The sequence below is a fragment of the Asaia sp. HumB genome, assembly GCF_030263835.1.
In the GTDB taxonomy this organism is placed as follows: domain Bacteria; phylum Pseudomonadota; class Alphaproteobacteria; order Acetobacterales; family Acetobacteraceae; genus Asaia; species Asaia bogorensis.
This window is the reverse complement of record NZ_JARPML010000002.1, coordinates 1,307,676-1,321,538: the sequence shown is the minus strand read 5'-3', so window position 1 is coordinate 1,321,538 and position 13,863 is coordinate 1,307,676. Positions and strand designations below refer to the sequence as shown.

At 60.9% G+C, this 13,863-nt stretch carries 9 protein-coding genes; 2 read left to right on the top strand and 7 right to left on the bottom strand.

Annotated features, from left to right (window positions below):
- Positions 1-85: 85 nt before the first annotated feature.
- Positions 86-1,585: a replicative DNA helicase gene (locus P5689_RS06970; RefSeq protein ID WP_031241669.1), complete on the bottom strand. Its 1,500-nt coding sequence runs from the start codon at positions 1,583-1,585 to the stop codon at positions 86-88.
- A 236-nt stretch (positions 1,586-1,821) separates the two neighbouring features.
- Between P5689_RS06970 and P5689_RS06965 the strand changes: the two genes are divergently transcribed.
- Positions 1,822-2,541 carry an MgtC/SapB family protein gene (locus tag P5689_RS06965; RefSeq protein ID WP_023979924.1) on the top strand — a complete coding sequence of 240 codons (720 nt, stop codon included), beginning with the start codon at positions 1,822-1,824 and terminating at the stop codon, positions 2,539-2,541.
- Positions 2,542-2,774: 233 nt separating this feature from the next.
- On the opposite strand, the gene P5689_RS06960 is transcribed toward P5689_RS06965, so the two are convergent.
- Together P5689_RS06960 and P5689_RS06955 are read right to left on the bottom strand one after the other, a co-directional pair.
- Positions 2,775-4,178 carry an aspartate ammonia-lyase gene (locus P5689_RS06960; protein ID WP_369794259.1) on the bottom strand — a complete coding sequence of 468 codons (1,404 nt, stop codon included), beginning with the start codon at positions 4,176-4,178 and terminating at the stop codon, positions 2,775-2,777.
- 186 nt (positions 4,179-4,364) lie between these two features.
- On the bottom strand, positions 4,365-5,405 hold the full coding sequence (locus tag P5689_RS06955) for an aromatic ring-hydroxylating dioxygenase subunit alpha (RefSeq protein ID WP_285532620.1): 1,041 nt from the start codon (positions 5,403-5,405) through the stop codon (positions 4,365-4,367).
- Between the two features lie 110 nt (positions 5,406-5,515).
- Between P5689_RS06955 and P5689_RS06950 the strand changes: the two genes are divergently transcribed.
- Positions 5,516-6,436 (top strand): LysR family transcriptional regulator, encoded by a 921-nt coding sequence (locus P5689_RS06950; RefSeq protein ID WP_285532619.1) that lies wholly within the window; start codon positions 5,516-5,518, stop codon positions 6,434-6,436.
- 11 nt (positions 6,437-6,447) lie between these two features.
- Here the strand turns inward: P5689_RS06950 and P5689_RS06945 are convergent, their stop codons facing one another.
- The 4 genes from P5689_RS06945 to P5689_RS06930 form a co-directional block, all read right to left on the bottom strand.
- The gene (locus P5689_RS06945; RefSeq protein ID WP_285532618.1) at positions 6,448-7,452 is read right to left on the bottom strand and encodes a L,D-transpeptidase; all 1,005 of its coding nucleotides are present in this window, start codon (positions 7,450-7,452) and stop codon (positions 6,448-6,450) included.
- A 66-nt stretch (positions 7,453-7,518) separates the two neighbouring features.
- Positions 7,519-9,522 carry a S9 family peptidase gene (locus P5689_RS06940; RefSeq protein WP_285532617.1) on the bottom strand — a complete coding sequence of 668 codons (2,004 nt, stop codon included), beginning with the start codon at positions 9,520-9,522 and terminating at the stop codon, positions 7,519-7,521.
- 8 nt (positions 9,523-9,530) lie between these two features.
- Positions 9,531-12,839 (bottom strand): efflux RND transporter permease subunit, encoded by a 3,309-nt coding sequence (locus P5689_RS06935; protein ID WP_285532616.1) that lies wholly within the window; start codon positions 12,837-12,839, stop codon positions 9,531-9,533.
- 148 nt (positions 12,840-12,987) lie between these two features.
- Positions 12,988-13,860, bottom strand: a complete 873-nt coding sequence (locus P5689_RS06930) for an SDR family oxidoreductase (protein WP_285532615.1) — start codon at positions 13,858-13,860, stop codon at positions 12,988-12,990.
- Positions 13,861-13,863: the final 3 nt, after the last annotated feature.

Genomic DNA, 13,863 nt, shown 5'->3' with positions numbered 1-13,863 from the left:
TAGGTCGTTCGGTCACGCGGCCAATACGATAGGGGCCGGGCTTCGCTGATGGAGCATGGCCGCCTGTCGCATCCCGCGTGATCCCTCAGACGTCGTGTACTGTATCCAGATCGCCAAACCGGGTGAATTCGCCCTCGAAATACAGTGGGATGGTACCGGTTGGTCCGTGACGCTGTTTTTCCAGAATCAGTTCGGCCTTGTTATGCACGAGCGCCATCTTGCGCTGCCATTCCTCCATCGCGACCTGATATTTGTCCATGCTCTCGTAAGCGCTGTCTTTGGGCATACGCTGCTGGAGATAATATTCATCGCGATAAACGAACATCACGGCGTCGGCGTCCTGCTCGATCGAGCCTGATTCGCGCAGATCCGAAAGCATCGGGCGCTTGTCTTCTCGCGACTCTACCTGACGCGAAAGCTGGGACAAGGCGATGACCGGCACCGAGAGTTCCTTGGCGATGGCCTTGAGCCCCTGGGTGATCATCGAGATTTCGAGCACGCGGCTCTCGGGTTTGGTCCCGATAGCAGGGCGCATGAGCTGAAGGTAGTCAACCACCACAAGGCTGAGCCCCTTGGTGCGTGCCAGACGGCGGCACCGTGTCCGCATGGCGGAAAGCGAAATGGCTGGAGTATCGTCAATATGCAGGGGCAGTTCCGACAATTCGCGCGAGACACGCACGAAGCGATCGAACTCGCGCTGGCCGATATCGCCACGACGAATCTTCTCACCCGACACTTCGGACTGCTCGGAGAGGATACGTGTCGCCAGCTGTTCCGATGACATTTCGAGCGAGAAAATGGCGACAGCGCCGCGCGGCTTGATGCCCTTGTCTTCAGCCTCGCGCAAAAGCGCCTGTGCGGCCGAGAAGGCGATCTTGGTGGCCAGGGCGGTTTTGCCCATGGCCGGTCGCCCGGCCAGAATGAGCAGATCCGACGGATGCAGGCCGCCGGTTTTCTTGTCAAAATCGCGCAGCCCCGATGTCAGGCCACTCACATCGCCTGTCCGCTGAAAGGCCTGCTCGGCGACCTGCAACGCGCCGGTCAGGGCACGCTCGAAGGTGACGAAACCGCCATCCTGCCCCTTGTCGGTGGCAAGCTTGAACAGCGTTTCTTCCGCCGCCGCGATCTGGTCGCCGCCCTCAAGATCGGCACGCGCCCCATAGGCGTTGTTGACGACCGTCTCGCCAATATCGATCAGCTGACGGCGTATCCAGGCATCGTGAATGGCGCGTCCGTAATCACCGGCGTTCACGATACCGACCATCGCCATCAGCAACTGGCCCAGATATTGCGGTCCGCCTACCTCATCCAGCAGGCCCGAATGTTCGAATTCGGCGCGCATGGTGATCGGATCGGCCAGCATGCCACGATCAATGCGTCGGGCGATGGCCTCGAAAATCCGCCCATGCAGAGGGTCGGCGAAATGGGCCGCCTCAAGGAAATCCGAGACGCGCTCATAGGCCTTGTTATTGGTCAGTAACGCACCCAGCAGGGCGCGCTCTGCCTCCGGATTGGCAGGAGGGGTGCGCCGAAGCAGCGCAGTCAGGCCGTCATCGGCCATAGCTCGGACAGGGGTATCGGTCATGGTCACAGCGCCCCTCTACCACGCCCGATGGCGATTCGATCAAGTTAAGAGGATGGGGTGTTGCCACCCAGGGACAATAAGTCGATTCTCCCCTCCCTGCCCGGCTAATGGGGGGGGCGGCCGTCTGGGGTTCGTTCGAGGCCCTTGCCTGCCGGTATCTGTCTCTGGCCTTGCTGGCCGGGCACCGGGCCTTGGAGGTGCATCCCTCTGGCATCATCGTTTTGTGAGACCAAGCCATGACCCATCCCGCCCTTTTTGCTCATATCCCCGGAGAGGGGTTGCTGCAGGTGCAGGAACTCGGTCTGGCCTTTCTGCTCTCGGCGCTGATCGGGCTTGAGCGTGAGTATCGACAGAAGGCAGCGGGGTTTCGCACCTATACGCTGGTTGGGGTCTCCGCCGCGTTGTTCATGCTGATCTCCAAATACGGTTTCGATGATGTGCTCACTCCGGACCGTGTGGTGGTCGATCCGTCGCGTGTTGCGGCCCAGATCGTGTCGGGCCTCGGCTTTATCGGTGGTGGCGTCATTTTCATGCGGCGCGATACGGTGCGTGGGCTGACTACTGCCGCCTCTGTGTGGCTGACGGCGGCTATCGGCATGGCATGCGGCGCGGGGATGACGATCGTCGCCGTGCTGACGACAATCGGTTATCTGCTGATCATGTTCCTGACACCCGGCTGGCTTCTGCATTTCCCGCGTGCCCCGCGTCACGGGTTCAAGGTCAGTGTACGCGGTGCCGCTGATATCGATTTTGTCGATCCTGTCTGCGCTGCGCTCAGGAAACTCGGCTTCACGCTGGGTCATATGGCGCAGGAACGTCATGACGAAAGCGATCGGCTGATCATGACGGTGCACGTACACGGCCTCAAAGCCCCGGATGACGTCGTGACAGCCTTGATGCACCTCCCCGGCGTGCAAGCGGTGTGGAGCGAAAAGCAGGACGAGGCTCCGGACTAGGCGTCCGTCATTGCGTATGGCGGCGGAGTTCGCGCCGTACGCCCAACAGGCATTAATGCGCGTATTCTAACGGCTGAGAGGCATCACTTCGGAAAAGTCCCGAGGCGATGAGATGGGCCTGAGCAAGTCAGAAACGGCATACTCCGGCCCGAAAAAACGGGACTTATTCTGGACGGCAGATCAAAGGTATCCAAAGGGCAGAGCCCTGAGAGAAATGTCTGCGGAAGCACTGCCTAGAAGCTGTGCAGATGGCAAAGCCCCTCCGGGGAGAGAATACGGGTCAGGGTTTCCTCGGGAACGAGCTGGCGCTCACGGACGATTTCGATCACGCCGCGTCCGGTACGATGGGCTTCGAGCGCGATGGCAGTGGCGGTTTCGTAGCCGATAAAGGGATTGAGCACCGTAACCAGCCCGATCGAATGGGTAACCATCGCCTCAAGCTGGGCGGCATTGGCGGTGATGCCACGGATGCAGCGCGATTCGAGTGTCAGACAGGCGGCGTGCAGATGGGTCAGGCTCTTGAACAGACTATGGGCAATGATGGGTTCGAAGGCATTGAGCTGTAGCTGTCCGGCCTCGGCGGCCATGGTGACGGTCAGGTCATTACCGATGACCTCGAAGGCCACCTGATTGACCACCTCCGGAATGACGGGATTGATTTTGCCCGGCATGATCGACGAGCCCGATTGCATGGGCGGCAGATTGATCTCGTTCAGCCCGGCGCGAGGGCCAGAAGATAGCAGTCGCAGATCGTTGCAGATCTTGGAAATCTTGACCGCAAAACGCTTGAGAACGCCCGACACCTGAACGAAAGCGCCGCAATCCTGTGTCGCCTCGATCAGATCCGAGGCCGTCAGCAGATGCAGATTGGTGATCATGTTCAGATGGCCGCAGACGGTTCTGGCAAAGGCGGGATGGCCCGCAATGCCGGTGCCGATGGCCGTGCCGCCCAGATTGATCTCGCTGATTAGAAGAATGGCCTCCTGCAGGCGCTTCTGATCCTCGTCCAGCATGACGGCATAGGTGTGAAATTCCTGCCCGAGCGTCATGGGAACGGCATCCTGAAGCTGGGTGCGGCCCATTTTTAGAATGTCATGGAATTCCGTCGCCTTGGCCATGAAGGCCTTGCGGAGCACGGTCATGGCATCGGTCAGATGGTTCACGCCATGAATGGCGGCAATACGCAGGGCCGTGGGATAAACGTCATTGGTGCTCTGGCCCATATTGACGTGATCGATGGGGTGAAGCGCTGCGTAATCCCCTTTAGCCCGTCCCAGATGATCGAGGGCGCGATTGGCGATGACCTCGTTGGCATTCATGTTGGTCGAGGTGCCCGCCCCGCCCTGTATGACATCGACCACGAACTGGTCATGCAGCATGCCAGCGCGCACATCCTCGCAGGCAGCAATAATGGCGCGTGTGCGAGAGGCATCGAGCAGGCCGAGGTCATGATTGCTCTGGGCCGCCGCCTGCTTGATGGCGGCCAGGGCGTTGATCAGCTCGGGATAGACGCTGATCTGTCGTCCGGTAATGGGAAAGTTCTCGACAGCACGCAGCGTGTGGATACCGTAATACGCCTCTGCCGGCACCTCGCGTGTGCCGAGAAGGTCGTGTTCCGTTCTGGTGGCTGGCATGATCGTCTCCTCAATCCTGTCACCAGAGGAAATGATCATGCCGTGCATGACAAGCCAGACGGTGGACTTGGGGCATGTCCATTAGGGGCATGAGCCATGCGATCATTGCAGGGGATATTGCGCAGCCTTGCGATGTGCGCCCTACGTGCTTCTGGAAATGCAGGGCGTTGCACCGCAGAGGCGATGGCGTCAGGCTGTGAAGAACCGGCTCAGCCCCAGATCACGCAGCCCCTTGCGATAGGCGATCGAACTGCGATCGGCCATGACATGGGCCTCAAGCGTCGGGTCGAGGGGCAGACATTCGGGCTTTTGGGCCTCGACGAGCAGACGATCCTCCTCAAAGACGCGGCGATTGAAGTCATAGACGGCTTCGACGGGGATATCGGTATCGAAGTTGCGGCAGATCGGCGCGAACATGCGTGTCTTGCGGACAGAGACGGGTGAGGCGGCATTCATGATCACCAGACGGCCATCTTCCGGAAAATGGATCTCCAGCGTTGCCGTGAAGGGCAGGGAGGTCCGGAAGTGTCGCAGCCATTCAAAGCCCGCAGGAGCACGCCCTTCTACGCCAATGGGGTAATTGCCGACCGAACTGCGATATTCGACCTCGAAACCCTCCTCTGTCCGCCGCGGCATATAGGGGGGAACGACCGGGTTTTCAGGGTCGGCAAAGGTGTCGGCATGCACGAAGGCAAAATGTGCGACATCCAGAAACCCCTCGACCTGCCGACCGGCAAACCCGGCGATGTCGATCGAGGGACAGGTGATCTGTTGATAGGCTGTGTCATGCCAGTGGGGCATGGTCGGCACGTCATGGGGCGTCTCGCCAGCGAGACACGTCCAGACCAGACCATAGCACTCACGCACAGGGAAGGTTTTCAGGTGCAGCTTGCCCGGTATGGCAGAGCTGGGATGGGCAGGAACACGCACGCAGCGCCCTGACCCGCCAAAGCGAAAGCCGTGATAGGCGCAGGCAATGGTCTCGCCATCACCCGTGCCGAGGCTGAGCGGCACACCGCGATGCGGGCAGATATCCTGTGCCACCACGATATCGTCACCCGCACGATATATGACCAGCGTTTCATCCAGCAATGTGGCTGCGACAGGGGCGGTGCCGATGTCGCGGATCAAGGCGACGGGATACCAGAAGCGCGAGAGAATGGCCCAGTCTGCTGCATCAAAGCTGCACTGGCGCGGAAGCTGTACCGGGCGGTCGAGTGTTTCGGACATAAAAGCCCCCGCAGAAGGAGTGGATCGTCACAAAGACATGTCACGTGCACCCCGTTCGAGGATATATCCAAATTTCTGACAGGGCGTTTCAAAAAAGAGAGCACTCGATCATGCCGGTTTTCTCCCGTTTCTCGCGTTATTTTCTGGCCGTGGCGCAGCATGGGTCGATCCGGCGTGCGGCCGAGGCAACCGGTATCTCGGCCTCATCTATCGACCGGCAGATCCTGCAAGGTGAGGCCCGTCTGGGTGCTGCCTTGTTCGAGCGCCTGCCGTCAGGCCTTCGGCTGACGGCAGCAGGCGAGATGCTGCTCGTTCAGGTCAGACGCTGGGAGCGGGAATTCGAGGATTGCCGGACGCGTATGGAGGATCTCAAGGGGCTCAAGCGCGGCCATGTGACGCTGCTTATTCCGGAGGCAATGGCGAGGGGGCTGGTCCCGCGTATCGTGGCCTCCATACGCGAGCATCATCCCGGGGTGACGCTGGGCGTCCGTGTCATGACCAATCACGAGATTTCGCCGGCCCTGCTCGACGGGCAGGGAGATCTGGCGCTGGTTTTCGATCCTGTGGTGTCACATCGCCTTGCGGTGCGGGCCTCGGTGGCCTTTCCCGTCGGGTTTGTCACGACACCCGGCCATCCGCTGACCAAAGGGCAGACGGCACGGTTCAGCCAGTGCAGCCTCTACCCTGTGATCGCGCCACGACCGCCGCTGGCGCTGGGTCAGAAAATTGCCTGGCTGGCCGAGGAAACCGGACTGGCACTGAATCCGGTCTGTGACTCAGATGATATCGAGGCGATCAGGGCGCTGGTCCGTCACGGGGTCGGGGTCAGCCTGCTCAGCTATATCGATGTCCTGCCAGAGATCGAGGCCGGGACGCTTGCCTTTGTGCCGCTCGAGCACAGCCGGATACGCCCTCTGACGCTCGGATTCTGCGTCGATCAGGCCCGATCCTTGCCTGTCGCAGCGCGGCTCGTGGCGCAGGCGCTCGAGCAGGGCCTGCCGGAACTGGCCTATTCCGCTCCGGCTGTCTGAGCGGTCAGGTCTTAGCCTTCGTGGTGATTGACCAGAGGCTGATGGCCGACACTGGCCGAGGAAATGGCCTGAACGGCATCGGCTGAATCGACGACAACCAGAGCATCGCCCGCGATCGGCGTAGGTGTGCGGTCCTTGGGCAGCAGGGCGCGAAAACGCGTGTCGTAGCTGGCGGCCTGCTCATATTGCGCATCCAGCAGACCATTCTTGTCCATGAATACGTTCATGGTGGCAGGAATGCGTATGCAGCCCTCGGAGGCAGGATGACCGAGGCGCTGTTCCAGAAAGTCAGGGTCGGTAGCGTGGATTTCGAGCCGGATATCGCCTGTCTCATGGGTGGGCAGCCAGCCTTTGACGGCGTTGTGCCAGCCCATATCCCAGACGCGCATGCCTTTGGCACCAATGCCACGTATGCCGTTCTCGTTTTTCGTTCCCAAGGCACGGTAACCAAGACGGTCCGGGGAGTTGATGAAGACGCCTGTGGGGGTGATGTAATAGAATTTGCGGCCTGCGCGACCGGTCGAGACGGGGGTTCCCCCCAGTGTTTCCCAGTCTGCATTGCCCGGCAGGGCCAGAACAAAGCACAGGCGCTGTACCTTGGGGTTGCGATCGACCACCATCAGGATCTGGGGGCGGTCGATGGGTGTATTCGTGCTGGCAATGGCGGCACGGGCAAGGCGGATAAAGCGCTGGCGCTGCTCGGGGGTATAGGTTGTAAAGCGCGAGACCGATTTCTTCATGCTCAGCGTCAGACGGCTGGCTTCCAGACGGGCATCGTGCTCCGACAGGACAGGCAGCGGCGGAATGACGATGGGCGGTGTCGTCGCATGATCCGGCACGGAAGAGACCGCTCCCGCCTGGGCGGGGAGTGGTGGCTGGGCCGCCGGGGCAGCAAGAGCGTCAGTCGTGTTTTTCGTCTGGGCCTGGGCACAGCCTGAGAGCGCGCTGGCAGAGAGAATGCAACCAAGAAACAGACCCGGCAGGGCCAGTCTTGTCTGGGTCAGAAAACCGGGCATCACGGTCCTGTTTCTCGTCTGCATTTCAACTCCAAAGCTTCACGGCTGCAACGTTCAGGGCTGCGCTCAGTTTGCTCCGTTCTTGCCGGAAGCGCTTCCATTCAGATAGCGGCCGAACCACGCCAGCATGCGCTTTTGTGCATCGCTCGCATGGTCGTGACCGCGCATCCCGTGTCCTTCACCGGGATAGATCACAAGGCTCGTCGGAATTCCGAGTGCGCGCAAGGCATGGTAGAATTCAAGACTTTGTGCAGGCGGACATTCCACATCATTGGCTCCGACGTAAATAAAGGTCGGGGTCCTGACTTGCTTGATGAAAGTCATGGGTGACGAATGGGCGTAGATGGCCGGGTCGTCATAGACCGTGGCTCCGAAAAATGGCGGCATCCAGGCATCGATACCGTTCTGGCCATAATAGGACTGCCAGTTGGCGATGCCGCCACCCGCTGCCGCGGCCTTGAAGCGGTTCGTCTGTGTCACAATCCACATGGTCATGTACCCGCCATAGGAATAGCCGGTCACGCCCAGACGGTTTTCGTCGATGGGGGCGGTCTTTTCCAGCGCGTCGATGCCGCGCTGGATGTCGCGCAGATCGCCGTGACCGAAATCGCGGCGGTTGGCCATGGTGAAGGCCTCGCCCTGGCCATAACTGCCGCGCGGATTGGGCAGAAACAGATCGTAGCCAGCATCGAGCAACACGGCCGCATCGCCCGTGGGACGCAGAAAGCGGGGCGTGACGGCTGATGAAGGGCCACCATGAATGATGGTGATCATCGGCACCTTGCCGTTGCGGGTCATGGCGGCGGGGCGTGACCGGGGGGCAAGATGCCAGCCCTGTACCCTGAATCCGTCACTCACCCAGCTGATGTTGGAGGCGGTGTAGGGTACGGTCTGGCCGTCATTGGAGTGGGTGAGCTGCTGCCATGCGCCAAGGCGACCGGCCCAGATTTCAGGCGGGCTCGTGAAGCTCTGGCGTATCACGACGCTCTGGTCGCCTGCGCAGGTCAGACGGGGCTCGCCACCCCCATTGGAGAGCAGGCCATCTGCGCTTGCCATGAGGGGCGGCTTGTCATCAATGGACCGCATGACGGTGATGGAGCCTGCAATGGTCGAGGCGATCAGGCGCCCCTGACACCAGTTCAGCCCGGTTACCGTAGCCTTGAGGGTGCGCGTCAGATTGACCGGCGCGGCCTTGGGTTGTGACAGATCGAGCTGCAAGGCATCGCCGCCAAAGAACCCGAAATCGCTCATCAGCCCTGCGACGAAGCTGACACTCCGGCCATCGGGCGAGACGAGCGGCAGGCCGATCTGCTGCGAAAGCGGGTGGGTGTACAGCACCTGCTCTTTCACATCGGCAAAGCGCGACAGATGTGCCGACCACCAATGGGCATCACCATTGCCCGGCGCTGCTGTGCCGATGAAGGCGGGGGTGCTGTTGGGCAGCCAGTCATATTCATAGACATACAAACCATCAGGCGACTGCCAGTGAAGACCGTCCTTCTCGACGGTTGCGATGCGCTGCTCGTCTTCCGTTGCGTCGATCTCACCCGTCTCGGGCGCGCCGGCCTGCAGGGCACCGGGGTCACGACGGGCATTGGCAATGGCTAGAACGGCAAGGCCCCCCTTGGGGCCGTAGCGCAGGTCCTGAAGCGAGCCCGTGAATTTCAGCAGGCTGGTTACGGTCTTGCCATCGGCTGTGACGCTCAGAATTTCACGGTTCTGCGTGTTCTTGTGGCGGATGATGAAAGCCAGACGGGTTCCATCGGGGCTCCAGCTGGGGCTGGAGGGGGCACAATCCTTGCAGGGCAGCGCAACGGTCGTGGCGTGACCATCGGGCAGGGTGCGGATCACAAGGCTGGCCGGTGCCGCCTCGGCAGTTCCCACAGCTTCCATGCTGTCGAGTGAGGCCAGAGAATGGCCATCGGGTGAAAGCGCTGGCGCAGTATAGAAATGCAGCGGTGCCGCCTGCGCGCTCGCCAGGGTTACGCCGCCGAGGGCCGCGCTCCCCATCCCGAGAGAGAGCAGCGATGTGCCGAGCAGGCGGACCCGCGACAAGGAAAGGAGCGACATGATTGGCGTCAGCTTTCGGATGAGAGGGGGGTGGAAACAGGGCGCCCTGCCGGGCGGGACGGGAAAATGCGATGCCATGTTCTCGTGCCGAAGCGGCCGATGACATCCATGTAAAGATAGACGACCGGGGTGGTGTAAAGCGTGAGCAGCTGGCTGATGAGCATGCCGCCCACGATCGCGATCCCCAGCGGGCGACGCATTTCCGACCCATAGCCATGACCTGTCATCAGCGGCACCGCGCCCAGCGCGGCAGCAAGGGTGGTCATGAGAATGGGCCTGAAACGCGTAAGGCAGGCTTCATAGATGGCCTCGCGCGGGGTGTGCCCCAGTTCCTTCTCGGCATAGAGCGCGAAATCGATCATCAGGATCGCGTTCTTTTTCACAATGCCGGTCAGCAGGATCATGCCGATCATGGCGATGAGGCTGAACGACTCCCCTCCGACCCAGAGCCCCAGAATGGCCCCGATACCGGCCGAAGGCAGTGTGGAGAGAATGGTGAAGGGATGGATCAGGCTCTCATAGAGAATCCCGAGCACGATATACATGGCAAAGAGCGCGGCCATGAAGGCCAGCAACTCATTGACCAGCATCTCCTTGGTTTCACCGGCAAGCCCCGAGAACTCGCCTGTCAGACCGGCAGGTGCACCCATATTCCTGAGTGTATCCTCGATCAGCTTGCGGGCATCCTCATAGGTCTTGCCATCGATCAGGTCGAAGCTGATGGCGGTTGAGGTCATGCCATCCTGATGATCGATTTCCATCGGTGTCGGCTCCATGACCAGATCCGCCACGTTGATGAGCGGGATCATGGTCTCGACCGATGAGGCCACGGCCGAACCGTTGGAGTTGTTGCCGGTAATCTGGTTGGCAATGGCGTTGCGCAATGAGGCCTGGCTGAGCTGTGTCGCGGTCGAGGCCGTGCTGCCACCCGCTGTACGCACACGGATCTGGTTGGAGCGCACCGCACCGGCAGGCGTACCGGAGGCGGTGGAGATCCACGTATTGCGAAGCTGTTCTGGTGATTCACGATAGGCGCGCGCCACCTCCATCACCACGGAATGGGTGGTGAGTTCGGTATGGATGCGAGATGCCACGGTCTGGCCATAGGCATCATAGAGCACATTGCCCACGAGCTGCGGTGTTACCAGATAACGCGCCTCGGTATCGCGCCGGAGTTTGACATGGACCGACGCGCCATGACCCTCGATATTAGTCGTGACGGAAGACATCATCTTCTCTTTGCGCAGTCTGGCCACCAGGCGCGGCACCCAGAGCTTCAGCTCAGCCACATCCTGATCGCGCAGCACATAGCGGAAGGCACCGCTGCGATGCTGACCGCCGCCGCCATTCGGGTCGCCCGCTGAGAAGAACGAGGTGCGCAGGCCCGGCATGTCACCGAGCTTCTTGCGTATGCTCTCCACAATCTGCGTGTCGGTGCGCGTGCGGGTGCGCTTGTCGCTCAGCCGGGCGAAAAGCTGCCCGTCACTGCTGCTGTTGTTCCAGCTTGTGACAGACAGCACATCGGGGTCATCCTTCATCACCGTACCGACATACTTGATGCGCTTGGTGATCTCGCTGAACGACATGGTGTCGTCGCCGCTGATCGACCCACCCACCAGTGCGATATCCTGCGCAGGGATGCCAGTCTTGGGCATGAGAACGATGGAGGCCACCAGCGCGATAAAGCTCAGCGGCAGGGTGAGGAAGGTCAGGACGTGATGGCGCAGGGCGACACGCAGCGTCCGGCCATAGAGGCTGATGATTCCTTCCAGCGCCCAGTCGATCGCCCGCAACACCCGGTCTCGCAGCGTTTTTCCTGTGGGTTCTTCATGCTCCACATCCAGCCAGTAGGCGCACATCATGGGCGTGAGGGTGAGGGACAGGATGAGGGAGATGAGAAGCGCCGAGACGATAGTCATGGCGAATTCGAAAAAGATCGCGCCAACCTGACCGGGGATGAACAGGAGCGGGATGAACACCGCAATGAGCGAGGCCGTGATCGACAGGACCGTAAAGCCGATTTCCGACGAACCGCGCAGGCTGGCACTCATGCGATCCATGCCCGCCTCCATATGGCGGGCGATGTTTTCCAGCACCACGATCGCGTCATCCACTACGAAACCGACCGCAATGGTAAGCGCCATGAGCGACATGATATCGAGGGTGAAGTGCTCCCACTTCATGACGGCAATCGTGCCGACAAGGGCAATCGGCACGGTAACGGCAGGGATGATGGTCGAGCGCAGGCGACGCAGAAAGACCAGAATCACCCCGATCACGAGAATGATGGACACGCCAAGCGTCAGCTGTGTGTCGTCCATCGAGGCGCGTATGCTCGATGAGAGGTCAATGGCCGTATCCATCTGCACACCGGGAGGCAGGACCGAACGCAGCACGGTCATGCGTTCCTTCACGGCATCGACAATCTTGACCGTATTGGCCTTGGGCTGCCCGCGCACGATAAGCGTGATGGCGCGCTTGTTGTTGAAATACCCGGCCTGATAGAGGTCCTGAACGCTGTCCGTCACCTCGGCGACGGAGGACAGCTTGATGGGATTGAGATTGTTGCGATAGCCGATGATCAGGTCACGGTACTGCGCCGCATGCTCGGCCTGGTCATTTGTCTCCAGCATCAAGCGCTGGCCGCCCGAGTCTATGAAGCCCTTGGGCGTATTGGCGTTGGCCGATGCAAGCGCCTGACGCACGTCCTCGAAACCGACACCCCATTTATAGAGGGCATAAGGGTTCACATCGACGCGTACGGCAGGGTCGGCAGAGCCCACGGCCTGCACATGGCCCACGCCCTTGATCTGCGCCAGCAGGGGTTTGACGCGTATCTGCGCGAGATCATAAAGCTTCGGCAGCGTCATCACGTCAGATGTCAGGGAAAGCAGATAGACCGGCTGTGAGGTCGGATCTTCCTTATAGGCATAGGGATCACGGTCGAGCGTGCCCTGCGGCAGGTCGGCGCGTGCGGCACGCAGAGCGGCCTGCACGTCGCGCAGGGCACCGTCGATATTGCGCGATTCCACGAAATCGACCCGGATATAGGCAAAACTGTTTTCGCTGTCGGACTCGATCTGCTTCACCCCGGCAATCTGGCCGAGATAGCGCTCAAGCGGGGTCGTGACGGAACTGACCATCTGCTCCGGGCTGGCGCCGGGCTGCTCGATCTCGATATTGATCGTCGAGGAGCCGATATCGGGCAGGTTGGCAACCGGCATCAGCGGATAGCAGATGGCTCCGGCTGCGAGCAGCGACAGGGCGAGCAGAATCGTCGCCACGGGGCGCATGATGAAGAGACGACACAAATTCATTTCGCCTCCATAGCAAAAAATCCGAAGGAATACTTCGTATCAGCGTGTAACCCGGTTATCTTTTCGTCATCTTGTCACAATGACACACTGCAAGGGGGGGCGTGTCGATGCCCGCCCTGTCTTCAGATGGCCGCATCCGGATGGTCAATCAGGCGGTCTTGGGGGTCGGCGGGGGCATATCCTTGCAGGCCGGATTGTCGATGCCCGGCATGGAGCCCGGTCGGCCTGTTGGCTGATGCAGATAATACAGCTCGGCCAGACGCACGGGCAGCATATCCATGAAGCGCGACCCAAGGACCAGCCAGGAGGGGAAGATGATCCGCCTTTTGCGTCTGGCGAGGCCATGCAGGATATGGGTGGTCGCTTTCTCGACGCGCATCAGCCCGGGCATGGGAAAGCGGTTCTGCGCGACCATGGGGGTCGCTACAAAGCTGCAGCACACGCTTGAGAGATAGATACCGGCACGGCGGCTATAGGCCCCGCTGGCAACAAGAAAACGGTCGAGCGCTGCCTTGGAGGCCGAGTAGGAAGGGGTGCCGGGATAGGAGACTAATCCGGCCACCGAGGCAATGGCACAGATCTGTCCGCGCTGTTTGCGAAACCGCCCCGCCTTGCGCAGGGGCTGTTCGCGCATTCGCGCCATCATGGGCAGGATGGCATTGAGTGCGCCATCCATATTGACCGCCATCATGCGCCTGATCTGGTCGCCTGTCTCAAAAGCCGCGCCGTCCTGGTCCATTGTGCTCACGCCGCCGGTAACTCCGGCGCAGACCAGAACAAGATCGACATCGTGTTCTGCACCCTGCGCGCACCATCGCGTCATCGCCTCGCGATCCGTCACGTCGAGACAGGTGATGTGGGCGGTTGCCCCTTTCTCCATGCAGCCCTGCCGGGTGGCTTGCAGCCCGGTGGCATTGCAATCGGCAAGGTAGAGGACGCAATCGGGCGCAGAGAGCGCAAGGGCAAGGGCACGGCCGATACCTGAGGCCGCGCCGGTGATGAAGATCGTACGATAATCCATGTG

Excerpts from the sequence above, each read along its gene's own strand:
- P5689_RS06950 (WP_285532619.1), top strand. The coding sequence starts at position 5,516 with ATGCCGGTTTTCTCCCGTTTCTCGCGTTATTTTCTGGCCGTGGCGCAG.
- P5689_RS06930 (WP_285532615.1), bottom strand. The coding sequence starts at position 13,860 with ATGGATTATCGTACGATCTTCATCACCGGCGCGGCCTCAGGTATCGGC.
- P5689_RS06945 (WP_285532618.1), bottom strand. The coding sequence starts at position 7,452 with ATGCCCGGTTTTCTGACCCAGACAAGACTGGCCCTGCCGGGTCTGTTT.
- P5689_RS06935 (WP_285532616.1), bottom strand. The coding sequence starts at position 12,839 with ATGAATTTGTGTCGTCTCTTCATCATGCGCCCCGTGGCGACGATTCTG.
- P5689_RS06970 (WP_031241669.1), bottom strand. The coding sequence starts at position 1,585 with ATGACCGATACCCCTGTCCGAGCTATGGCCGATGACGGCCTGACTGCG.
- P5689_RS06940 (WP_285532617.1), bottom strand. The coding sequence starts at position 9,522 with ATGTCGCTCCTTTCCTTGTCGCGGGTCCGCCTGCTCGGCACATCGCTG.
- P5689_RS06955 (WP_285532620.1), bottom strand. The coding sequence starts at position 5,405 with ATGTCCGAAACACTCGACCGCCCGGTACAGCTTCCGCGCCAGTGCAGC.
- P5689_RS06965 (WP_023979924.1), top strand. The coding sequence starts at position 1,822 with ATGACCCATCCCGCCCTTTTTGCTCATATCCCCGGAGAGGGGTTGCTG.